At 56.4% G+C, this 22,048-nt stretch carries 21 protein-coding genes; 5 read left to right on the top strand and 16 right to left on the bottom strand.

The annotated features are described in order from the left end of the window. Positions 1–33 precede the first annotated feature (33 nt). The 4 genes from ET33_RS11940 to ET33_RS11925 form a co-directional block, all read right to left on the bottom strand. Entirely contained in the window at positions 34–711 is a 678-nt protein-coding gene (locus ET33_RS11940; protein ID WP_036681124.1) for a hypothetical protein, read from the bottom strand. 113 nt (positions 712–824) lie between these two features. After that, complete coding sequence (gene mreB / locus ET33_RS11935; protein WP_036681122.1) at positions 825–1,895, bottom strand: rod shape-determining protein; 1,071 nt, start codon at positions 1,893–1,895, stop codon at positions 825–827. Continuing rightward, positions 1,879–3,348, bottom strand: coding sequence for a sensor histidine kinase (locus tag ET33_RS11930; protein ID WP_036681120.1), 1,470 nt, complete (start codon positions 3,346–3,348; stop codon positions 1,879–1,881). The genes mreB and ET33_RS11930 overlap by 17 nt, the downstream gene beginning before the upstream one ends. After that, positions 3,348–4,046, bottom strand: a complete 699-nt coding sequence (locus ET33_RS11925; protein ID WP_036681118.1) for a response regulator transcription factor — start codon at positions 4,044–4,046, stop codon at positions 3,348–3,350. Before ET33_RS11925 ends, ET33_RS11930 begins: the two co-directional genes overlap by 1 nt. A 287-nt stretch (positions 4,047–4,333) precedes the next feature. On the opposite strand from ET33_RS11925, the gene ET33_RS11920 reads away from it, so the two are divergent. Together ET33_RS11920 and ET33_RS11915 are read left to right on the top strand one after the other, a co-directional pair. Continuing rightward, positions 4,334–4,675 (top strand): hypothetical protein, encoded by a 342-nt coding sequence (locus ET33_RS11920; RefSeq protein WP_036681116.1) that lies wholly within the window; start codon positions 4,334–4,336, stop codon positions 4,673–4,675. Next, positions 4,662–5,129 carry a type II toxin-antitoxin system VapC family toxin gene (locus tag ET33_RS11915; protein WP_036681113.1) on the top strand — a complete coding sequence of 156 codons (468 nt, stop codon included), beginning with the start codon at positions 4,662–4,664 and terminating at the stop codon, positions 5,127–5,129. The genes ET33_RS11920 and ET33_RS11915 overlap by 14 nt, the downstream gene beginning before the upstream one ends. 74 nt (positions 5,130–5,203) lie before the next feature. Here ET33_RS11915 and ET33_RS11910 read toward each other — a convergent pair whose 3' ends face one another. The 7 genes from ET33_RS11910 to ET33_RS11880 form a co-directional block, all read right to left on the bottom strand. Next, entirely contained in the window at positions 5,204–5,692 is a 489-nt protein-coding gene (locus ET33_RS11910; protein WP_036681110.1) for an NUDIX domain-containing protein, read from the bottom strand. Between the two features lie 181 nt (positions 5,693–5,873). Beyond that, positions 5,874–7,337, bottom strand: coding sequence for a serine hydrolase domain-containing protein (locus tag ET33_RS11905; protein WP_036681108.1), 1,464 nt, complete (start codon positions 7,335–7,337; stop codon positions 5,874–5,876). Between the two features lie 51 nt (positions 7,338–7,388). Then, positions 7,389–8,489: a HAMP domain-containing sensor histidine kinase gene (locus ET33_RS11900; protein ID WP_036681106.1), complete on the bottom strand. Its 1,101-nt coding sequence runs from the start codon at positions 8,487–8,489 to the stop codon at positions 7,389–7,391. Further along, positions 8,474–9,148, bottom strand: a complete 675-nt coding sequence (locus tag ET33_RS11895) for a response regulator transcription factor (protein ID WP_036681104.1) — start codon at positions 9,146–9,148, stop codon at positions 8,474–8,476. The genes ET33_RS11900 and ET33_RS11895 overlap by 16 nt, the downstream gene beginning before the upstream one ends. Before the next feature lie 228 nt (positions 9,149–9,376). Further along, positions 9,377–10,177 (bottom strand): inositol monophosphatase family protein, encoded by an 801-nt coding sequence (locus ET33_RS11890; RefSeq protein WP_036681246.1) that lies wholly within the window; start codon positions 10,175–10,177, stop codon positions 9,377–9,379. Positions 10,178–10,214: 37 nt separating this feature from the next. After that, entirely contained in the window at positions 10,215–12,101 is a 1,887-nt protein-coding gene (locus ET33_RS11885) for a sensor histidine kinase (RefSeq protein WP_051775270.1), read from the bottom strand. Continuing rightward, positions 12,091–12,810: a response regulator transcription factor gene (locus ET33_RS11880; RefSeq protein WP_036681101.1), complete on the bottom strand. Its 720-nt coding sequence runs from the start codon at positions 12,808–12,810 to the stop codon at positions 12,091–12,093. Before ET33_RS11880 ends, ET33_RS11885 begins: the two co-directional genes overlap by 11 nt. A gap of 173 nt (positions 12,811–12,983) precedes the next feature. On the opposite strand from ET33_RS11880, the gene ET33_RS11875 reads away from it, so the two are divergent. Further along, the gene (locus ET33_RS11875) at positions 12,984–13,889 is read left to right on the top strand and encodes a M23 family metallopeptidase (protein ID WP_036681099.1); all 906 of its coding nucleotides are present in this window, start codon (positions 12,984–12,986) and stop codon (positions 13,887–13,889) included. 119 nt (positions 13,890–14,008) lie between these two features. After that, complete coding sequence (locus tag ET33_RS11870) at positions 14,009–14,743, top strand: WecB/TagA/CpsF family glycosyltransferase (protein WP_051775269.1); 735 nt, start codon at positions 14,009–14,011, stop codon at positions 14,741–14,743. A 124-nt stretch (positions 14,744–14,867) separates the two neighbouring features. Here the strand turns inward: ET33_RS11870 and ET33_RS11865 are convergent, their stop codons facing one another. The 3 genes from ET33_RS11865 to ET33_RS11855 all read right to left on the bottom strand — a co-directional run bounded on the left by ET33_RS11865 (position 14,868) and on the right by ET33_RS11855 (position 17,740). Next, positions 14,868–15,662, bottom strand: coding sequence for an ABC transporter ATP-binding protein (locus ET33_RS11865; protein ID WP_036681095.1), 795 nt, complete (start codon positions 15,660–15,662; stop codon positions 14,868–14,870). Further along, entirely contained in the window at positions 15,662–16,576 is a 915-nt protein-coding gene (locus tag ET33_RS11860) for an ABC transporter permease (protein ID WP_036681093.1), read from the bottom strand. Before ET33_RS11860 ends, ET33_RS11865 begins: the two co-directional genes overlap by 1 nt. A gap of 78 nt (positions 16,577–16,654) precedes the next feature. Then, positions 16,655–17,740, bottom strand: coding sequence for an ABC transporter substrate-binding protein (locus tag ET33_RS11855; protein WP_051775268.1), 1,086 nt, complete (start codon positions 17,738–17,740; stop codon positions 16,655–16,657). Positions 17,741–17,958: 218 nt separating this feature from the next. Here ET33_RS11855 and ET33_RS11850 point away from each other — a divergent pair, with 218 nt between their 5' ends. Further along, on the top strand, positions 17,959–18,147 hold the full coding sequence (locus ET33_RS11850) for a hypothetical protein (RefSeq protein ID WP_200879206.1): 189 nt from the start codon (positions 17,959–17,961) through the stop codon (positions 18,145–18,147). A 46-nt stretch (positions 18,148–18,193) separates the two neighbouring features. Here ET33_RS11850 and chrA read toward each other — a convergent pair whose 3' ends face one another. After that, positions 18,194–19,402 (bottom strand): chromate efflux transporter, encoded by a 1,209-nt coding sequence (gene chrA, locus ET33_RS11845; protein ID WP_036681242.1) that lies wholly within the window; start codon positions 19,400–19,402, stop codon positions 18,194–18,196. A 273-nt stretch (positions 19,403–19,675) separates the two neighbouring features. Next, positions 19,676–22,048 carry a hypothetical protein gene (locus tag ET33_RS36345; protein WP_051775267.1) on the bottom strand — a complete coding sequence of 791 codons (2,373 nt, stop codon included), beginning with the start codon at positions 22,046–22,048 and terminating at the stop codon, positions 19,676–19,678.

Here is a 22,048-nt window from a genome sequence, read left to right as displayed (position 1 = left end):
ATTTATTACATAACTATGACAAGACCGGATCGCCTACCGCAGCTTCTCCAGCCTGTTGCGAAGCGCCTGCATCGGCGACAGCACCCGAGCGCCGGACGAAGCTTCGGCCCGTGCGGCCGCATCCGTCATCGACAATTGAGCTGCCGCGACCGGGGCAGCTGAATGATGTATCAGGCCCATCAGAAACGCTTCAACCAGCCCCGCATACGCCGCTTCCTGTCCTTGCAGCAGCAGCTCGAAGCAGCCCGGGTCGGACACCGCCGTCTGCGCCTTGAACGCTCTGCCCTGCAGCTTGGCGTGAGCATGCAGCCGCTCCATCGTTCCTTTTACAGTGGCCGGGTTCGTGAAGGCGACGACCGCCTCGTCCCCGAGCTTCAGCAGCTCGTCAAACCACGGCTCGTCGATCGCGATGATCGGAATGCCGCCCGTCGCTTCGAGCGCTTGTTCCAAGGGCGACAGTGCAGCGATATAATTGGTGCATGTGATGACGATGGTGTCCACCCCGCAGCCTGCGATCCATTCCAACTGGCCGTGCAACTTTGTTTGTACCTGCCGCGCCTCCGCTTCGGATGCCGCCGCCCGGGTCAACCAATGGATCGCGCCAGGATCGACAAAGTGCAGGCAGGAAAAAGCCTCGCGATCCAGGCCTTCCTCCAAATACCGGATATTTGAATGATGCGCATGCAAGCAGCCCAGCCGCTTTACCGCCATGACAACCGCCTCCCTATTGAGCCCAAGCTTTTTTCATAGCTTAGCGGCAATTCCATGAACGGTCAACGGCTTATTTCCGGGCCCTGCAGCAGCTTCTGAGCCTGAGCCGCCTTCTAAGCGTCCTGCCGCAGAGGCTCCTCTTCCGTCTGTGCGGCGGCGTTCCGACCGGCGATCGCATTCCCGCGGCTCCAGCCCTCCCGCTTAAAATCGATCATCATGCCCGCTCCCAGCGCCGTGCAATCCTGCGGCTCCGCCGCCAGATGGACGGGGACGCTGGTCTCCGCCTGAATCCGCTCGACCAGCCCGTGAAGCAGCGAGCCGCCTCCACATAGAAGAATGCCCCGCTCCACCACATCCCCGGCAAGCTCCGGCGGACAGTGCTCCAGCGTCACCCGAATCGCGTCCAAAATGGTCGCCAGAAAATCGTCCATCAGTCCGAAAATTTCGCCGGAGGTCAAGCGGAGCGACCGGGGCAAACCATCGATCAGATCCCGCCCCTTAATATCGATGGCCTTGTCCTTCTGCCGCTCGACGACCGACCCGATCTGCTTCTTGATCTCCTCCGCGGTCCGTTCGCCGATTGCCAGATTGTACGTCTTTTTGACGTATTCGATGATATCCTGATCGAGCGACATCCCTGCGCGCCGCACCGTATGGCTGACGACGATACCTCCGAGCGACAGCACGGCTACTTGACTCGCACCACCGCCGATATCGAGCACCAGGCTGCCGATCGGCTGGTCGACCGGAAGCCCGGCCCCAAGCGCCGCGGCAAGCGGCTCTTCCACGGCTACCGCCTTCTTGGCGCCTTTATGCACCATCGTCTCTTCGACGGCGCGCTTTTGCACGTTCGTGATGCCGCACGGCACCGATATGTACACTTGCGAGCTGCGGAACCAGGGAGCCCGACCTTGAATTTTTTTAATAAAATGCTGAAGCATCACGCTCGTAATGTCAAAGTTGGCGATCACCCCGTCCATCAGCGGATAAATGATGTCGATATTGCCCGGGGTCCGACCGATCATCGCCTGCGCTTCCGTACCGGCCGCCACCATCTCGCCCGATTCCTGCCGGATCGCCACCACGGACGGCTCCCGCAGCACAATGCCTTTCCCGTGCTGGTAAATCACCGTATTCGAAGTTCCCAAATCAATGCCGTACAGCGTATCAAATCGCTTTAACATGTTGTCTTCCTCCTTCGTGTATTGCGTTCTGAGCCGCCGGCAGCCGGAACTCGAATACGGTTCCTTGGCCGACTTCGCTGCGGACGGTAATCGTCCCGCCATGAAGCTCTACCAGCTCCCGGACGATAGCCAGTCCGAGCCCGGTACCGCTGCTTTTCTTGCTCCGCCCGCGGTCCACCTTAAAAAAGCGCTCCCAGATCATCTCCTGATCGTCGGGGGAAATCCCGATGCCGGTATCCGCCACTTGAATCATAAGCAGCTCGTTTTCCACACGGGCGCTCAGCAAGATTTTGCCGTTTTCCGTAAATTTCGCGGCATTCTTCACTAAATTTTTCATAATTTGCTCGAAGCGGTCCCGGTCCGCATACGCGTCCGGCAGTCCCTCTTCCAACCGCATTTCGATCGTCGTGCTGCGCTCGGCGGCTTCCGGTCCGAACATGGCGGCCACGTGCGCAAATAACTGCCGCACGTCCACCGGGCTGCGGGACAAGGCGATCTCGTCGTTTTCCAGCTTGATCAGATCGGCGATGTCATCCACCAAACGGTTCATATGAAGCGTTTCTTTATAAATGATGTCGTAATATTTCGGCTTGGCCGCATCGTCGATCAGATCGTCCTGCAGCGCCTCCAGGAACCCTTGCATGGCCGTTAGCGGCGTCCGCAGCTCGTGGGATACGTTCGCCAGGAAGTCCTGGCGGATTTGCTCCTGCTTGCGCTTGTCTTCGTCCGTCCGCTGCAGCTTGTCCGCCATCTGATTGATGGTGGCGGCCAACTCTCCGATTTCGTCGTTCGACGAAATCTCGATCCGCTCGCCGTAATCTCCATGCCCGATGCGCAGCGCCAGCTTGTCGATCCGCCGCAGCGGCCGGGAGATGGACCACGACAAATACGACGCCGTCGTCGCCGACAGCAGCACGCCCACAAGCGTGACCCATAGGATCGTTTCCCGCATTAACGTGATCGTTTCGTTCATTCCGGCGACCGAGGCGTGCAGCACGATTCCTCCGTATACTTCATTGTCCTTGCCCCACGGGACGATGACGGACAGCATCGATTCCTTGAGCCCCTCGAACCGCGGCTCGTTCAGCAGCGCCTCTTCGCCGTTCAATACTTTGCGGACGACGGCAGGATCGACGGATTTGCCGACGTACACCTCGTCCTTGCTGGAGGTGGCGGCGATTTTGCCGGTGCGGTCGAACAGCCAGATGCGCGCGTCGAACGTCTGGTCGAAGAACAACAGCTGCTCCTTGACGCGATCGTCCGGGACGTCGACGGCTTGAACCGCCAGATTGACCCGCTTCGCCTTGCGCAGCAGCTCTTCCTTTTGCGAATCGACGATATAACCCTTGGTCAGCAGCGAAAGCAGAAACCCGACGACGCATAGGCCCAGCAGCATGGTGAACATATGTCCGAACAGCAGCCGGCGGAAAATGCTTTTGCCGATGCCAGGCATTATTCCTGGACCTCGAATTTATACCCTACGCCCCACACCGTATGAATACATTCGCTCCGGTACGGGAGCAGCTTCTCCCTTAATTTTTTCACATGCACGTCGACCGTACGGATATCCCCGATAAACTCGTAGCCCCACACCTGCTCCAGCAGCTGCTCCCGCGTATACACCGTCCCCGGCGAACGAGCCAGATGCGTCAGCAGATCGAACTCCTTCGGGCGAAGCACGATTCGCTCCTCCCCGGCCAGCACCTCGCGGCGCTCCGTGCTGATCGAGAGCCCCTCGAACGTAATGGAGATCGGTTCATCCTGTTCTCCCGGCGATTTGCGGCGCTGCATCCGGCGGAAGATCGCCTTGATCCGCGCCACGAGCTCCCGCGGACTGAACGGCTTCGTGACGTAATCGTCGGCGCCGAGCTCAAGCCCGAGCACCCGGTCGAATTCTTCCCGCTTCGCCGTAAGCATGATGACGGGAATATCGAACCTTTTCAAAATTTGGCGGCATGCTTCGAAACCGTCCATCTTCGGCATCATGACGTCGAGAATGACGATGTCCGGCGCTTCCTTCTCGACAAGCTCAAGCGCCTCCTCGCCGTCCTGCGCCTCAATCATGCTAATGTGCTGCTTTTCAAAATAAAGCCGGATGATCTCCCTGACGTTCGGGTCATCGTCGGCGACCAGTACTTTCCAAGAATTCATGCAGACAATGCTCCTTTTGCCGGTGAAGATACTATAGCATTCTCCCGCCCCCCCTATTTTGCGGGGGGATTAGCCGAAAAAGGAGCCATACGCCTTAACGTTACACGAAAAATTTGAGCAAATGGTGTTCAAAATCGGACCAAACGGTTAAATAACTGTGTCCAAAGCATGAGCGCGCTCATCAAACAGTGAAAAACCCCTAAAAACGGCGTTTTTTATCGAACAGTATTAGGAAATCGGCTTGCGCATTCAAGCCCGTATAAATTGTGTTGTGGAAGGTGACGCCCGTGAGCAGTTCCAAGGATTTCATGCAAAGCCAGCTGAGGAAGTGGAAATCCGCCGCATCCCAGCTCATTTCGACGGAGGGAGAAACCGTCGAGACCGCCGCCATCGAGCTGGAGCCCGAGGTTTACGATAAGTGCAGACGAATGGCCGAAGCCGAACAGACGAGCGTCAGTGCCGTGGTTCACTATATGATCGACCAATATTTTGCCGTGCGGTCCCACGAGATAGCATTTCAAGCGACGATGGAGCAGAAGGAAAAAAATCCGCTGCTGCAGCTCGACGGCTTGACGAAGCGGAAGGAACGGTATACGGGCGAGGAGGTGCATAGCTATGATCGCGCATGATTCCGCAGCCTTGCAGCAGGCGGTCTTTCTGGAACAGTCCGCCCTGATGGCGTTTATGAATCCGGAGGACCCGTATTACTTGAAGGCCCGGTCGCTGTTCTTCGATCTGGACGATATGGACCGGCATTTGGCTACGACGAACTATGTGATCTTCGAAACGCACCAGTGGCTGCGCAATCATTTTGATTATTCGGATGCGCAGTTCTTCTTGAACACGATGGAAAAAGCGGTCCAGCAGGGCGTGCTAACGATCGTGCCGGGAACACCGGAGCTGGAGCGGGAATCGAAGCGGCTCATTATCGATTTTCCGAATTACCGCTTCTCGCTGAGCGAAGCGATGACAGCCGTCGTGATGCTGTCCTGCCAGATGAAACGGATTTTCACCTTTAATCCGAATTATTCGTTCCTGCCCAAGCTGGATCGCGAAATCAAGGTGCTGCCAAGCATTTTGTAACAAAGCAGCGGAAAAAATGAAAAACCTGACGGCCGGCCCGGCTTGGGGCTGTGCGACGTCAGGTTTTCGCTGTTTCAGGAAGACGGAAGCGGGTACTTGTCGAGCTGATGCTCCTCGAAGAATACCGGCGTGCCGGTCCGCCTTGCGGCATAATCGGCAATCTGCTTTCTTAAGTTGGGGTACAGCACGATCTTGTCCAGCTCGGAAAGCGGAATCCACCGCACGCCCGTTTGGTTCGCATCAGGGCTCGCAGGCATTACGGGCGCGGACCCTTCCTTCAGCTTGCAATCGAATATAAGGTGCACGCTGTGCGTGGCGCCATATACGTGATCGCATCGATGCGGGGCGTATTCGTACACGAAGGCCAGCGGTCCGACCTCGACGTCCGCAGCGGCTTCCTCCCGCGCTTCCCGGATCACCGCTTCGGTGACCGATTCCCCGGCTTCGACGCCTCCGGCAGGCAGATTGTAATGAATCCCGTTGGCATCTGTAAATTCAATCAGCAGCACGCTATCGTCCCGGAGGATTAGCGCGCAGGCGCGAACCCGTATCGGATAAGTCACTCCGTTTCTCCTCCCTCCCGTTTCCTCATGCATCTCGTAACTTATGGAATTTTCTGACGAGACACGCTCAAGCGACCGGATAAGCGCAGGCGACGAATCTGGTCGGGCTGCCATGAACAACCCATGTCTATTCGTTTGGCACATGTGGCTTTTTCAGCTTACCACTTCATCGGCATCCGTTTCAAAATTGCTCTTTTTTCTTAGCGTGGCAATACAATCTGATAAGGCATACCCAATTCGTTACATTTACAATCGATAAGACGACAAGCCAGATAATTAGAGATGGCATGGTGGTCCATAATCCGAACCAAGGTAAAAGTCGCCCAGCGGCCAAAACTGTAGTTAGCGGTATAAGGAGCAAGAGAATCAAGATCGGGAACAGTCTCCCGATTGATGAAATAATCAATTTTGCGGTCGTAAAGCCCTTGTTGCTCCTCTTGATACGAAAGTGTGAATATACACCCCAAAGAACCGTCGCAATTACCAGCAGAGTCATTACCGTCTCCATATTTCTGCTGTTTAAGGTAGGAGCTTCGGCCTTTTCGCCCCTTAAGATCCTTGCAATCCCGTCGACAAATGCCCGATAATCTACAAATGTATTTAAACCGCAGTTAAACATCATCGTGATGCCGAGCTGCTGATCCAAATATATCGTTTCTTCCGCCTTATACGTCCAGAAAATTCCGCTATGAGAAATGGTCCGGCCTACATGCTCTTCCTGGTCTGCCATCCACCCCATTCCATACGGGCCGCTCTGGCCGGGTGTATAGTACTCCTCCATCAGCTTGGGGGAAAGAAGATGCCCGTTAGATTGAGCAAGCATCCATTTGACCATATCTTCTGCAGTTGAAACGATACCGGCCGGACCATCAATAAACCATAACGGCTCAGCTTGGCTTACAGGATGGCCAAATAATAGATAATGCCCCCGCGGAATGGCAGGGTTCTCATTGATTTGCCGTGTGGTACTGACGCTGAAGGTACGACTCATACCCAGACGCTCGAATATATTTTTTTCCATGTAGGCGGAGAAGCTCTGGCCGCTTACTTTCTCCACAAGAAGAGCCAAATATTGATAATTCGGATTGTGGTAGATGTAGGTCGTTCCGGGATCATGAACAAGCTTAACCGTGCTCAACGATTCGTTGATCTCTTGCAACGATTGATATTGAGGGAAATGTGTCATGTCGGGATTCGCTTTGTCATTAAGACCGGTTGTCTGGTTCAACAAATTCCGGACCGTAATAGCACGAACACGCTCATCCTTAGGCGTGAGATCTGGAAAGTATGATGCGTATGGCGCGTCAAGGTCGATTCCTCCTTTTTCCACCAACTGCAGGACGGCTAGGGCCGTAAAAGATTTGCTTAATGAAGCAATCGGAAAAGGGGTACTGCCGGTGATACCGCGACCATCTGAAAATGTACCGTAACCTTGCGCATAGAACACTTCTTCGTTATTGGCTATCGCAAGAGCCGCAGCTTTAATATTGTTGACTTTCATGTTTTCTTTGACAAAATCATCGATTTCCTTTAATATTTCGGCTTTGTTTCGAACTTCAATTGCAGAAACAGGTTTAACCAGGATTGACAGCATCAGCAGTACGCAGCTCAAGCATAAAACGAATTTCTTTGTGGCAGTTGTCATAGGAGCACTCCCTTATCGCATGATAAGGAAATGCTAATTGATAATTTCCAACTATTTATCAACCAAAAAACTTGCTGTCACGTTCCCGCCGCCATTGGGGCCGTTTTCTACATTTAGACTTCCTTCATGCTTTTCGCATAATACTTTACAAATATAAAGTCCCAGGCCATGATGCTCATTCACGTCCCACACCTCTCCGCGATAAAAAGGAAACACAGCCTTCTGAAGCGCTTCGTCAGAAAAACCGGCACCGTCATCCGTGACCGTTATGAAGAAAAAGCCCTTGCTAACGCTGTAATGAATACTCACATGGCTGGAAGCATATCGCGCTCCATTAGCTGTCAGATTCTCAAAAACATGCAGCACTAAATGAATATCGACAGCTATTTGTTTCGCATCCGTGGCAACGGACGAGCTGAAAGTTTTACCGCGCTGTCCGAATATTTGTCGAGCACTGTCATTCAACATGGACGTCAGACGCTCTATTTCTATCGTTTGGCTCTGTATCGGTATGTCCTCCAGCTTTTGAATCGAATTCATGGCCTCCGTATAGCTTTCAAGACGCACAATATGTACTTTCATGGTTTGAATCATGTCCAGTAGTTTTCCCTCGGATACATTATTTTGAGGCAGATAGGTAATCAGAAATTCGGAGTATCCTTTTAGGACAGATAGAGGTGTCCTCAGATCATGAGCGAAAATCGCATTGAGCTTCTTGCGTTCCTCAACCGACCGCCAAAGAGCTTTATAATTTTTTTCCAACTGGCCGCGCATTTTTTCAAACACATTGCACAGCTCACCCATCTCATCTTTGCTGTCATAATAAATTTGAAACCCCAAATCGTTCGCCGAAATTTTCTCCGATGCTTTCATCAGTATTTCAAGCGGCTGTTTCAGTTTCCATTTATAAAAAACGCTAGCCATCAGAACGATAGCGACAGCAACAGTTAACAGCACCGCCGCAACGAGTGAAGGCAGCACCCAATCGATTACGGAAGAATGGTCGGCAAAGCGCAGCCGTATGTTTTCCGCCCATTCAAACTCCAGTATGATAACGACCAGAACGATAAGCAGCGTAAGGCAGCATAAAAAGACAAAGGACTGTAGCAGGGTCATACGCTTCAGTTGCAGCAAGCCTATGATTTTCGCCATTTGTATCCTACTCCCCAGACGGTTTCTATCATGTTTTCGCAACCGTGCTCTTTCAGTTTGAAACGAATTCGCCTGATATGTTCCGCGATCACGGCGCTGTCTCCTTCATCGTCGAAACCCCAAACTTTTTCATAAATACGCTCTTTATCAAATACCATTCCGGGATGTGCGGACAGCAGTTCTATAATATCGAACTCTTTTTTGGCCAGCGGAATTTGTACGTCACGAAAGAAAAGAGCACGAGCCGAATAATGAATGACCAAATCGTCATTAAACTTTATCGACGTTTTATTTTGATTTCTCATTTCCCTGCGTAAATGCGCCTCTACCCTTGCCCCCAATTCCAGAATGCTGAACGGCTTCAGAATATAATCATCTCCTCCGGCCTGAAACCCTAATATTTTATCCGCATTCTCAACTCGGGCCGTTAGAAATAAAATAGGGCAGGACACAAAGTGCCGGACTTTCCTGCATACTTCAAGACCATTAAGTTCAGGCATATTGATATCCAGCAAGACTATGTCCGGTTGATTTTCAATTTGCTGCAATGCCTCTCTCCCGTTTTTCGCCGTCATCACGGAATACCCGTTGATTTCAAAGTAATCTGTCAGCAATTTTCGAAGATCAGCTTCATCGTCTATGATCAATACCTTTTTCATATGCAGTCCCTGCTTTCCCAGTCGAATTACCTAAATTCAGCATAACAAAAATCGTTTGGCATCCCAAGCGATGTAACGAGCATATACCGATTACGTTGTAGGGACGATCTTGGATCAGTTAGTCCGCCAGTTAGTTCAACAAAAAATGAAGGACGCTCCCCGCACTTTCGCTTGGGCTGCGTCCTCAACATTTCAAATTGTTCGCCTGTAGAAGCTGAAAACCTGCGCCTACCCGCCGAGTCCCGCCCGGACCATGGAAAGCAGACTCTCCAAACGGTCCGGAGGGCAGGCGACGATATACGGCTCGGGGTTCATACCTTCAAACGGCCGGCCGTCAAAATCGACGACCGCCGCTCCCGCTTCCTTCGCCAGCAGCAGACCGGAATACAAGTCCTCGCCTTCGGAATTGTACAGCACGATGCCGTCCAAATCGCCGCGTGCGAGCATGCTCCACAGCAGCGTTGGCGCCCATAGCGACAGGACCCGTTTGCTGCCCGCGTCCAGATAGTGCTTCAGCGACGTGGCCTGTCCGCCCTTGCCGACGCCATGCCCTTGAATCCAGCCCAAGGTCATTCGTCCGGCAGCTTCGGACGTCTTGACGCGAATCGGCAGCCCGTTGCACAAAGCTCCCTTTCCCTGCTCGGCGACGTACAATTTTTCCAGATGTGAATCATAGATGACGCCCAGTTGCGGCTCCCCCCGGTAAATCAGCGTCAGCGACACGCCGTACGCCGGCAGCCCGATCGCGTAATTGTTCGTGCCGTCCAGCGGATCGACCAGCCACAGCCAATCGCTTTCCGCTCCGGACCAGCCGCTCTCCTCGCTGCGAATCCGATGGTCCGGGAAGCGCTCCTGCAGCCGGTTCAAGATTTCCTTTTCGGCCAAATGATCGATCGCGGTCACCAAGTCCCCTTGATTTCCTTTGGCCATCACTTCTTTATCCCGGTCAAAATGCTCCTTCGCCAGCTTTCCTGCGGCTGCGGCCGCTTCGCAGGCGACCTCCCGGGCTATCCTCAACGTCTCGTCCATCAACATTGTCTTCCTCCCCTGTTCTCGATAAAGGAAATTATACCTGATCCTCCTGCGCGACCTCAACCGGCGGCGAAGCCTGCCTGAGCCATATCGTCACAACCGTTCCTCCACCAAGCTCGCTCTCCACCCGGATATTCCCGTGGTGGGCCAGGACGATCTGCCGGGCAATCGCCATCCCGAGCCCCGTTCCGTCCGATCCTCCCTCGGTATTCGTACCGCGGTAATACCGTTCGAACAGCCGGCCGACCGTCTCCTCATCCATCCCGCCGCCATTATCGCGGATCTCCAAGCGGGCAAAGCTTTCAGCTTCTCCGTCCCCCGCGACGCTTACTTCCACGACCGTTCCTTCGGGGTTGTGCAGAACGGCGTTCGCCAGCAGATTCACGATCGCCCGGCTGAGCCATCGTTCGTCTACGCGGGAAACGATCGGGCCAGGGGCTGTCCGAAAGAGGATACGCGCACCCGAAAATCTAGGATTCGTCCGAAAACGGCGAATGACGATGTCCGTCAAATCGTTCAGCTCCGTCTCCCGCAGCTCCAGCGGCAGCGCTTCGTTCTGCAAGCGATAGGTCAGGCTGAGATCGTCGATCAGCAGCTCCATATATTGCGCCTTCTCGCGGATCACACCGGCGAATTCCCGGATTTCGTCGGTCGACCAGCCGTAATCCGGCGCTTCCAGCATATGCGAATAGCCTTTAATCGACGTAAGCGGCGTTTTCAAATCGTGGGATACCCCGGTGATCCATTCCTCTCTCGTCTGCTCCAGCTTGGCGCGCATCTCCTCGTTGCGGCTCAAAATGCCGGTCAGCCGCCTTAGCGAGAGGAACACGTCAGCGAACAAACGGTACCGGCGCTGCAGCCGGCCTTTGCGGTCCAGGCTGCGAGGCCCCCGAAGTCCGTACGGCTCGCGGAACTGGCCGCGCCCGAGCTGCTGAAGCCAGTCGATCATATGGAGCACCGGCCCGCCGAACCGGTTGGCGTACCAGAGCGACAGCAGCAGGAACAGGAGCAGCGTCGTCAGCAGCAAGCCGGCAAACGCAACAAGCATGACGCTGATCTCGTTTTTCAGAACTCCCGCAAGAACCCCTTTCTCATGAAACGGGATGGTCACAACCCAAGTATACTGCGTGCGGGAATCGTAATGAGAGGCCAGCTTGAGGTCGTATCTGTTGCCGTAAACCGACCGGAGTGCAAGCTCCTGAAGGGAGTATTCCGTCAGCACGTCCCCCGCGCTGCCGAACGAAGCAACCTGCCGCCCGGACGGGTCCAGCAGCTGCACCGTGGCATCCACCTCCCTGAGCCGATCCTCTAAGCTGGGAGGCGGCGTCAAGCTTGGGCCCGGCGCGCCGGCCTGCTCCATGACCATCTGCAGCAGACGCCTCTCCTCCGGGATGACGCCATAGAGCAGCGTATAGGTTACGCCGCCTCTCTGCCGAATCCATACGGCCAAATCATACGGAAACGGCTCCTTCTTTCTCCAGTAAGCGACAAATTCCCCCGGCTTATAGACGGTCGGAACGTCCTCGGGCGTATACACCGAATAGGTTGCTCTCCCTTGACTGTCAAGCATTTGCAACCAGCCGCCTTCGCTTCTCACAAGGTCCAGCAGCTCCTCGTCAAAATGAGGCGTCCCCGTCTCATCCACTTCCATCGTGTCGATCAGCTTCAGCATGCCGGCCTGCGCAAAGCTGCGGCCCGCATCAAGATCCAGCAGCTTCATCTCCATCCAGTACAAGATCAAGACTGCCAACACGACGAGCAGAATGCCGGCCACGATCAGCCGCAGGCTGAAATGGCCGATAAGCCGCCAGATGACCCGCTTGCCTCCGTCCGGCACAGGCGATGAGACCGAAGCGGGAGCCGGGCCTCCCCCTTCATTCCGCTCCTCATCCGCCGCTCCCCCTGCCCGCCTAAAGGTCATCGTTTCCGCCTCTCACCAGCTTATAGCCGAGCCCCCGGACGGTTACCAGCAATTCCGGCTCCGCAGGATTGCGTTCGATGCGCTCCCGGATGCGGTAAATATGGACCATCACGGTGTTGTCGTCGCTGAAGCTGGACTCGCCCCATACCCGCTCGTACAGCTCCTGCTTGTTGAAAATCCGGTTCGGATGCTTGCAGAAAAACAACAGCAGCTGAAACACCTGAGCCGGGCAGGGAATTCGCCTATCTTCAACCGTCAGTTCTCCCGCAAGCTCATTCAGGCGAAACCGCCCGAAACCGTAGATTCCCTGCGCGGAGGGACCTTCCGCGGGCTTGCCGTACCTTCGGAGCTTCGCTTTGATCCGGGCAGCCACTTCGAGCGGATTGAACGGCTTGGTCACATAATCGTCCCCGCCCAAGGCGAAGCCGCTAAGCTTGTCCAGATCGGAAGAGCGCGCCGTCAAGAACAGAATCGGCGCATCGGTGCGCTGCCGGAGCTTCGGGCATACCTCAAACCCGCTTTGCCCAGGCAGCATCACGTCGAGCACAATATAATCGTATGACCTGCTGTCGCACATCGCGAGCGCTTCTTCGCCCGTCGCCGCCGTATCAATATGAATAAATCCTTCTTTTTCCAGTATCTTCTTCAACATACGGACAATGGTCGGCTCGTCGTCGACCAGTAAAATGGTTGCTTCGTTCGCCTGCATTCCATATCCTTCCTCCCCGGCATATCGCTTCACTTATCATACCACACCGTGTTTACCCGCAGTGGAACGGAGTCTTAACGGAACCTTAACGAAAAAATTAAGGTTACGGTAAGACGCTGTTTCACCGGAAGTAAATCCGGCTAGTTATACTTTGAGGAAAGGAGTGGATATCGATGTGGTTTAGCATTGTGATGTTATTTTTGTCAAGCTTGTTTTTCCCTGTCTATTTCATGATCGAGCTCGGGCGGAAACGAACGAACAAGCTGGTGTGCTTCGGGTGGTTCCTTGTTGCCACCTCCTATACCGTCTACATTTTGAACGTCGGAAGATGGGATTGGATCGGCTATTATTTCCGCTACGTACTCATCGCGTTCTGGCTTTATTCCGTCGTGCGCGCCGTAAGAAATAACCGGGACGTGCCGCTGTGGCCGCCGCGTTCTTTCGTTTCGTGGGCAGGCCCTGCGCTGTCCGCAGTCTTCGCTGCGCTGTTTGTTTTTCTGGGCGCTTATGCGTTGACCGGACACCAAGCGTCCGAAGAGGCGGTCGATCTGCGTTTTCCGCTGCGCGGCGGTACTTATGACGTCGCGCACGGCGGCAGCCGGACGATCGTCAACTACCACAACGAATACTTGCCGCAGAAGTACGCGCTGGATATCGTGAAGCTGAATGCCGGAGGCTGGAGAACGATGGGCATCTACCCAAGCGAGCTGCAAGCCTATGCCATCTACGGCGACACGCTGTACAGTCCCTGCAACGGCAAAGTGCTGGAAGCGGTCGACGGATTCGAGGACAGAGCGCCCACCCTGTCGGAAAAGCTTCCGGAAGGCGTGGCGCCCGCCGGCAATCATGTCGCGGTCGGCTGCCTGGATACCAAAGTGTACGTCGCGCATATGCAGAAAGGCAGCGTGAAGGTGAAAGCAGGGGATACCGTGGATGTAAACACGCCCATCGGCCTTGTCGGCAATTCGGGAAATACGTCGGAGCCGCATCTTCATATCCATGCGGAGCGCAACGGAGCGGGCGTGCCCATTACGTTTAACGGCGAGTTTTTGGCGCGGAACGGCTTAATCCGGCAGTAACCGGAGGACCTCGCGACCGGCATGTTTGTCGTGGGCAGCCGCATCAGTCCTTTGCGGAATGTTCTCCTCCCCGGCAATTCTGTGGTAAGATGGAGGAAATGAACGTAGAGGAGATACCGATGCAAACCGTTTCCATTTTAGGCGTACCGTTTTCCAAATTATCTTTAGACGAAACCGTAAACGAGCTGCATCGCCGGCTGGACCGGAACGATCCGCAGTTGTTTCACCTGATTACAGCTAACCCCGAAATTGTGATGAATGCAAGAAAAGATAGCGAGCTGCGGCACATTGTCGAGCAGGCGGACATGATTACGCCCGACGGGATCGGCATCGTGCTGGCTTCGCGTTTCAAGGGCGAGCCGGTGCCCGAGCGTGTAACCGGCTACGAGATGCTTCTTCGGCTTTTGGCACTCGGCCACGAGCACGGATGGTCGTTCTACTTCTTGGGGGCCGACGAAGAAACGAGTAAGAAAGCCGTCGACATCATCACGAATCAATACCCGGGCCTCAAGGTCGCCGGCCGGCATAACGGCTTTTTTAACGCAGACGATGAACCGCAGCTCGTGGAGCAGATTGCAAGTGTCAAGCCCGACCTTCTCATCGTCGCCATGGGCGCGCCACGGGCGGAAAAATGGATCTACCAATACAAAAGCCGGTTATCCGCCAAGCTCGCGATGGGCGTCGGTGGCAGCCTGGATGTCATCGCGGGCAAGGTCAAGCGCGCCCCGGTCGTCTGGCAAAAGCTGAATCTAGAATGGCTGTACCGCCTACTGCGGCAGCCTTCCCGTTGGAGACGGCAATTGGTGCTTCCCCAATTCGCCATCCTGTTTCTGCTGAAAGGCCGCAAAAGTTAACATTGCAAAAAAAGCCACCGAACCTTCCCGGTTCGATGGCCTGTCATTCCTATCGGTTATACGGAACGCCTCGCCTGTTGCGCGGGGCGTTTTTCTTTTGCTTGCCGGGCTGTGTCCGCCTGCTTTAACCGAGCACGACACGGTCGTCCGCAAGCTTGACGCCGCGGATCCGCTCGAACTGCTGCAGCAGCCCTTCGATGGTCAGCCCCCGCTTCTCCTGTTCCGGCACATCTAGAATAATGCGTCCTTTATCCATCATGATGAGCCGGTTGCCAAGCCGGATCGCTTGATCCATATTGTGCGTCACCATGAGCGTCGTCAGCTTAAGCTCGGCGACAATCTGCTCGGTCAGCGACGTGATCAGCTCCGCCCGCGAAGGATCGAGCGCAGCGGTATGCTCGTCGAGCAGCAAAATGCGCGGCTCGGTGAAGGTCGCCATCAGCAGGCTGAGCGCCTGCCGCTCCCCGCCCGAAAGCAGGCCGACCCTGGCGTTAAGCCGGTTCTCCAGCCCGATGCCGAGCCGGCTGAGCTGCTCGCGGAACATCGTCCGCTTGCGCCCCGTAACGCCGATGGCGAGCCCTCTGCGCTCGCTGCGCTTGTACGCCATAGCCAGGTTTTCTTCGATCGTCATCGTCGGCGCGGTGCCGGCCATCGGATCTTGGAACACCCGGCCGATCCATGCGCTGCGGCGGTACTCAGGCATTGATTCGACTTCGTTTCCGCCAATGACGACCTTGCCGAGATCCGGCGTCATCACGCCCGAGATAATATTCATGAGCGTGGACTTGCCGGCGCCGTTGCTGCCGATCACTGTGACAAAATCACCCTCCTTCAATTGGAGGTTAATATGCGACAAGGCTAGCTTTTCGTCCGGCGTCCCTGGGTTAAACAGCTTGGAAACATGTTCGACGCGTAACATTATCGACCACCTCCCGCCGAAACGTTCCGTGCGCGGGTATTTTCGAGATCGGCCGCCCGTTGACGGATGACCGACTTTTGACGCAGCTTGCCCCGGATCATTGGGAACGTCAAGGCAACGATAACGATGAGCGCGGTCATCAGCTTCATGTCCGTCGGCTCCAGTCCGACGCGAAGCGCCAGCGCCACGATCAGACGGTAAATGATAGCGCCCAGCAAGACGGCCAACGTCGCACGAAATACTGTCTTCGCGCCGAACAGCGCTTCCCCGATAATGACCGAAGCAAGCCCGATGACAATCATCCCGACCCCCATCGTAATTTCGGCGAAGGCCGAATACTGCGCGATCAAGGCGCCGGAGAGCGCCACAAGCCCGTTGGACAAACTGACGCCGACGATGATCGTATTGTCGGTGTTCACGCCGAAGCTGCGGATCATCCGAGGGTTATCTCCGGTTGCCCTGAGCGCAAGGCCCAGGTCCGTATGCAGGAACCAGTCCAATGCGAATTTGACAACCAGCACGACGATCGGCATGACCAGCAGCAGCGGAACGTCCGTCAGCAGCGTATCTTCTCCAAGCAGCGGAATGTTTGCTTTTCCCATAATCCGCAGATTGATCGAATACAACGCAATCATCATCAAAATCCCGGACAGCAGCGCATTCACTTTGCCTTTCGTGTGCAGCAATCCGGTACACGCTCCGGCGACGAGACCGCCTCCGAAGGCCGCCAGCGTGGCGAGCGCCGGGGATACGCCGGAAGAGATCAAGACCGCGGCAATCGCGCCGCCGGTCGTGAAGCTGCCATCCACCGTCAAATCGGGAAAATCCAAAATTCGAAACGTAAGATACACGCCGAGCGCCATAATGGCATACAGCATGCCGAGTTCCAAGGAACCTGTCAACGCGTCTTGCATATGTCCATCCTCCTGCAAAGAAATGCAAAAGTGACCTTGGGTCCGTTCGGAAGGTCACTCTGCCTGGGTCTTACGAAGTTATTTTGCCGAACCGCTGAGCAGGTTTTTCTTATCCTGTACTTTATTTTTCATGGAATCGGTCACTTCGACGCCTTCCTGCTTGGCGGCATCGAGGTTAATGATCAGATCAAGCTTGTCCGGGTAACTGATTTTCATGTCGCCCGGCTTGGCGCCGTTCTTGAGAATCTCGACGGCCATTTTGCCTGCTTGGTAACCGTGATCGTAGTATTTGAAACCGTAGGTAGCGAGAGCTCCTTTTTCTACCGAATCCCGGTCGCTGGAGAAGAACGGAATTTTCTTCTCGTTCGCCAGCTTGATAATCGATTCGACGGCGCTTACGACCGTGTTGTCCAGCGTGATGTAGATCGCATCGACGCGTCCTACAAGCGATTCGGCAGCCTGCTTCACCTCGGAGCTGTTCGCAACCGACGCTTTGACGACCTGAATGTTATACTTCGCAAACGCCGCTTCCGCCGTCTTCACCATGAACGCGACATTCGCTTCGCCTTCGTTCGCCACGATTCCGATCTTCTTGACCTTCGGGAAATCGGAAGAGATGAAGTCGATCAGCTTCGGAATGGCGTCCGGATGCGTATCCGCGGCGCCGGTCACGTTGCCGCCCGGCTTGTCCAGGCTTTTAACGAGCTTCGCGGACACCGGATCGCTTACGCCCCCGAACAGCACCGGCGCGTCTTTCACGTTCTGCACAACGGCTTGGGCCGACGGCGTGGCGATGGCGAATACCAGATCTTTTTTGTCTGCGGCGAATTTTTGTCCGATCGTCAGGTTGGTTGTCGCGTCGCCTTGTGCGTTCTGGTAGTCGACCTGCATCGTTTCTTTGTCGATGAATCCGTTGTCCTTAAGCGCGGCCAGGAAGCCTTCGCGCGTCGCGTTAAGCGACGGATGTTCGACAATTTGGGAAATGCCGATTTTGACAACTTTCTTGTCCTGAGGCTTGGAAGCGTCTCCACCTCCGGACGAATTGGCGGGTGCCGGTGCTTTGGTCCCGCACCCTGCGATCATGAGCGGTACGGCGATCAGCAGGGATAGCAGTTTAGCGGATGTTTTCAATGATTTCGGACCTCCTGGATTTAACGTGTACATGCTTTAAAGCGATAATGTTATCATAGTATGAGGGTGGACATCCGTCAATCCATAATTGAACAACTGCTAAATTTAACAAATTCCTAAATGAAGCTTTCTTGCCCGGGTCGGAACGACGGCCATTGGGGTTATTTCCCACCTGCTCCGTACAGCAGGTTTTGACGTTTCGGCAGCGAAATTTATTTCATTGTCGAAATCTAGGTAAGCCCCGGAGGCGAATGCCCGTGAAAATTGCAATCTTGGTTGTGCTGATGCTGTTATATCCGCTTTTTTTGCGTTGGGTTCATATTACCGATCTGCGCGCCATTCCGCTTGTCGTCCCGTATGCGCTCGGCGCGCTGTCGGTCATGGTCCTGCTTACGGAGCTTGGCAAAGGAGTCGCCCGCCTGTTCCGCAGAAGAAAATAGCCCGGACCCCGGGCAGGTCGCGAGCTATGGTGTCTGATGTGCAGGTTTAGACCAATCCCAAGGATAGCGCCCATCCTAAGAAGGCGCCTGTGAGGACGACCGCCCAAGGCGGCAGCTTCCAGAAGACAAGCAAGCCGAACAGAACGGCAGCAGCCGCGAAGTCGGCAGGAGTCCGCACGGCGGACGTCCAGATCGGGTCGTACAAGGCCGCAAGAAGCAGCCCGACGACGGCGGCGTTAATGCCCGTCAGCGCCCCTTGCATGCGTGCATGCGTGCGCAAGGCGTTCCAGAACGGCAGCGCGCCGACGACGAGCAGGAAGCCCGGGAGAAAGACGGCGGCTGTCGCCAGCGCGGCTCCGGCACCCCCTGCGGCCGCGGCGCCGAGATAAGCGGCGAACGTGAAGAGCGGTCCCGGAACCGCCTGCGCCGCGCCGTATCCGGCCAGGAACGTCTCCGGGCTCACCCAGCCCGCAGGGACGATCTCCCGCTCCAGCATGGGCAGCACGACGTGCCCGCCGCCGAAGACGAGCGCGCCCGCGCGGTAAAAGCTGTCGGCCAGCGTAAGTCCCATGCCGGGCGCCGTCTGACGAAGCAGCGGCAGCGCGACAAGCAGCGCGGCGAACAGCGCGAGGCTGATCACGCCCGCGGTCCGGCCGACAGGCACGCGAACGGGCTCGGGCTGCGCCTCGGCCGTCCGGCGGAACCGCCATGCCCCGAACAGGCCAGCGGCGGCGATCAAGGCCACTTGCGTGACGGCGCTAGGGGCCAGCAGGGCGAACGCGGCCGCTGCGACGGCCAGCGTGGCGCGGGGCCGGTCGGACGCCAGACTGCGGCCCATGCCAAGCACCGCCTGCGCGACGATCGCGACGGCGACAAGCTTCAGCCCGTGGAGCCATCCGGCCTGGGCGACGGGCGTCCCATGCAGCGCGAGCGCAAACAGAGCCATGGCGAGAGCGGACGGGAGCGTGAAGCCGAGCCAAGCGACCACCCCTCCAAGCAAGCCGGAGCGGATGATGCCGAGTCCAATACCGACCTGACTGCTGGCCGGTCCAGGCAAAAACTGGCACAAAGCGACCAGATCGGCGTAGCCCCGCTCGTCCAGCCACTTGCGCTTGACGACATACTCGTCCCGGAAATAACCGAGATGCGCCACCGGTCCCCCGAAGGAGGTCAGCCCCAGCTTTGCCGAAGCGACGCCGATGTCCAGCAGCCGCAAAAATCCGTTCCGGGGCCGGGACGATCCGGCGGAGTTGATATCTTCTTCATTCTGTAGCGGAGCGGATGTCTCGTTCGGACTTACAGGCACGTGGCGAAAACACTCCTTTTTTGTAAGCAAAGGGCATATTTGGTAGTCGCTTTTTCATCAAAACAGATTTGCCGTTCCGATTCAAGTAATTTTTTGTAAATTTTTTTATAAACCGGTCTTCTGTGGGCTCAAACACTGAAAAAAAAGGCATCCTCCGGCTGTGGCAAGCACGGCTGGGATGCCTTCTTTGGCTGCACCTCTGTTTGACAGAGGAGGCTCCATTTACGGTTGGAACTCCCGAACCAGCCGTTTGGCCGGTCCGTTCGGCGTATCGATCGTCTCGTATACGCGGATCGTCACGCCCGATTCGATCTGCTCCGTCTTGACGTTCGTGAACGAAATGCGCTGCGTGCCGGTAATAAGCTTCTGCGTGCCGGTGAAGCCGGCGGATTGCGAGCCGAGCACCCGGCCGAGCCCGTCGACAAGCTCGAATTCCATCTTCGAAAAGTTCTGGTCGATGATCACCGGCTCCCGCTGCTCGATCGTTAGCGACAAGTTCAAATGATACGAATAGCCGGTCGATGTGCTGTAAGTCGTTGCCAGATTGTTCGCATCGATGTTGACGTCGAACGGATAGAAGCTGATCTTGCCGTACTCCTCTTCCCGCTGCGCGGCGACGCGGAACGTGCCGAGATCCAGCTTGGCCGGCGCGATCGCTTTCGGGTCCGTCACGCGGAAGGCGATATTGTCCCCTTTTTCGTCCGCCGGCATCATGAACGAATAAGCGACGACATAGCTCGTTCCGGGCATGATGGTGGCAGCCGCGGTCGTCTGCCGGACGCCAGGGAATGCCAGCCCTTGTGAGTTCAGCAGCTCCGTGCCGATGTCCGGAAGCGTCAGGACCGAGCTGCCGCGGTTCGTGTACTTCACTTTGGCAATGGCCGTTTTGTACCCGTAATCGGTATTTTCGTGCAAATGAAGCTCGACAAGCGACATGTCCAGCTTCGAGTCGATAAGGCTGCTTGCCGCAAGGGGCAGCGGCGTACCGTACTCGTAGCCTTTGGCCGCCATCGTCGGGTTGTACTGCTGGGCAATGCCTTGGAGGCCGACGACCATAACCGGCCGGCCGTCCGTCTTCGAGCCGGATGCCGTGCTGGACGAGGAGCTCGTTGTGCCGCTTCCGCTCGTCCCTGTCTTCGTCTGTCCGCTCGTGCCGCTTGCAGCATTGGTGCCGCTAGTGCTTCCCCCGGCAGAGGACGAGCCCGAAGCGGAACCGCCGGCGGACGAGCCGGACGTTGTACCGGATGCGCTTGTTCCTGTACTGCCCGAACTTCCGGCGGCGGCGCCGCTGTTGGCCGTATTCGCGCCGGAGGACGTGCTCCCGCCGCTGGCGGACGCTGTCGTGCTTGAGCCGGCGCTTGTCCCAGCCGCAGCCGCGTCCTCCTTCACGCGCACTACAAGCTCCGCTGCATCCGGCTCGACGCCGGACGGGAGCAGCGCCGTATAGCTGAACGATACCGCGGCTCTCGGCGCCAGATAAGCGTCGCGCGAGGAGCGGGCTTCCGAAGCCGCTGCTGAGCCGTCTTTGCCGAACTGGTAAACTCCGGTCAGCGAAGGTACCGCGATCATCCGGTCGCTGTCATTGCGCACCGTCACGGTGGACTGCACGAGCATGCCGTCTTCCTGACGGATGGCCGTCGCTTTCTCGGCGACAACCGTGAGTCCGCTGCCCGTTCCGTATCGGGCCAGCGGCTTCTCACTGCCAAGCTTGACCGCCGGCGGAAGCTCGCCAAGCGGCAGGCTGCCGAGCACCTTGTCCTCGCCCGCATCCGGCGTCACCAGTTGCAGAGTCAACGGGCCGACGGATTGTTCGGAAAGCTCGGCCTTCACGGTCCGCTGAACGGTTTCATTCGGCAGCAGCGAAGAACCGTCCGAACCGGAAAGGGCGGCGGCAAGCATTCGTCCGTCAGACGTCAGCAGCCGGTATTGAAGGCCTGACGGAAGCGTTACTTCCGTTTTGCCGCTGCCGGTTACATACAGATTCATATACAGATACGGCTTTCCGTTCTCGACGACGCGGAAGCCGTCCCCCTGCACGAACGTAAGGAATGCATCCTCTTTGGCTGCAGGGTCTGCGTCTTTGAGCCGCACGACGGTCTGCGAAGCCGTCGATACCCCGCCGGGGAGCGAGCCCGCCACGGGCAGCGCGCCGATGTCGCGCGTCTGATCGGCCCCGCTGCCGTCCCAGGCGTACAGGTCCACCTTCAGCCCCTCGGCCTTAACGCCCGGCGCAAGCTGGGAGTAGAAATCGAACGTCTGCTCCTTACCCGCCTGGACGCGGGCGCTTTGCTTGCTGCCCAGGCGCGCCGGATAGCGGTTCCCCGCCTCATCCACCACCCGGACGCCGTATCCGTTGAAATCCACAGCGCCGCTGCCGCCGTTATGAAGCTTCAACGAGAACTGCATCAGCGGCGAATCGCCGCCTGCGGCAAGCGATGCGTTCTCCAGCGTAAAGTAAGTATCGTTCGCCACAAAAACGCCAGGCTTCCCTGCATAAACGGCCGGCACGGAAGCCGACAGGCACACGGCGCTTATCGCCAGCGCTCCGAGCCAAGCCGTACGGGACGGTTTCTTTAACATTTTTAAGCTTTTCAA

Origin of the sequence: Paenibacillus tyrphae (genome assembly GCF_000722545.1) — a bacterium.
Lineage (GTDB): Bacteria > Bacillota > Bacilli > Paenibacillales > NBRC-103111 > Paenibacillus_G > Paenibacillus_G tyrfis.
Note: the sequence above shows the minus strand (reverse complement) of the source record. Positions and strands in the feature narration are given on the sequence as shown.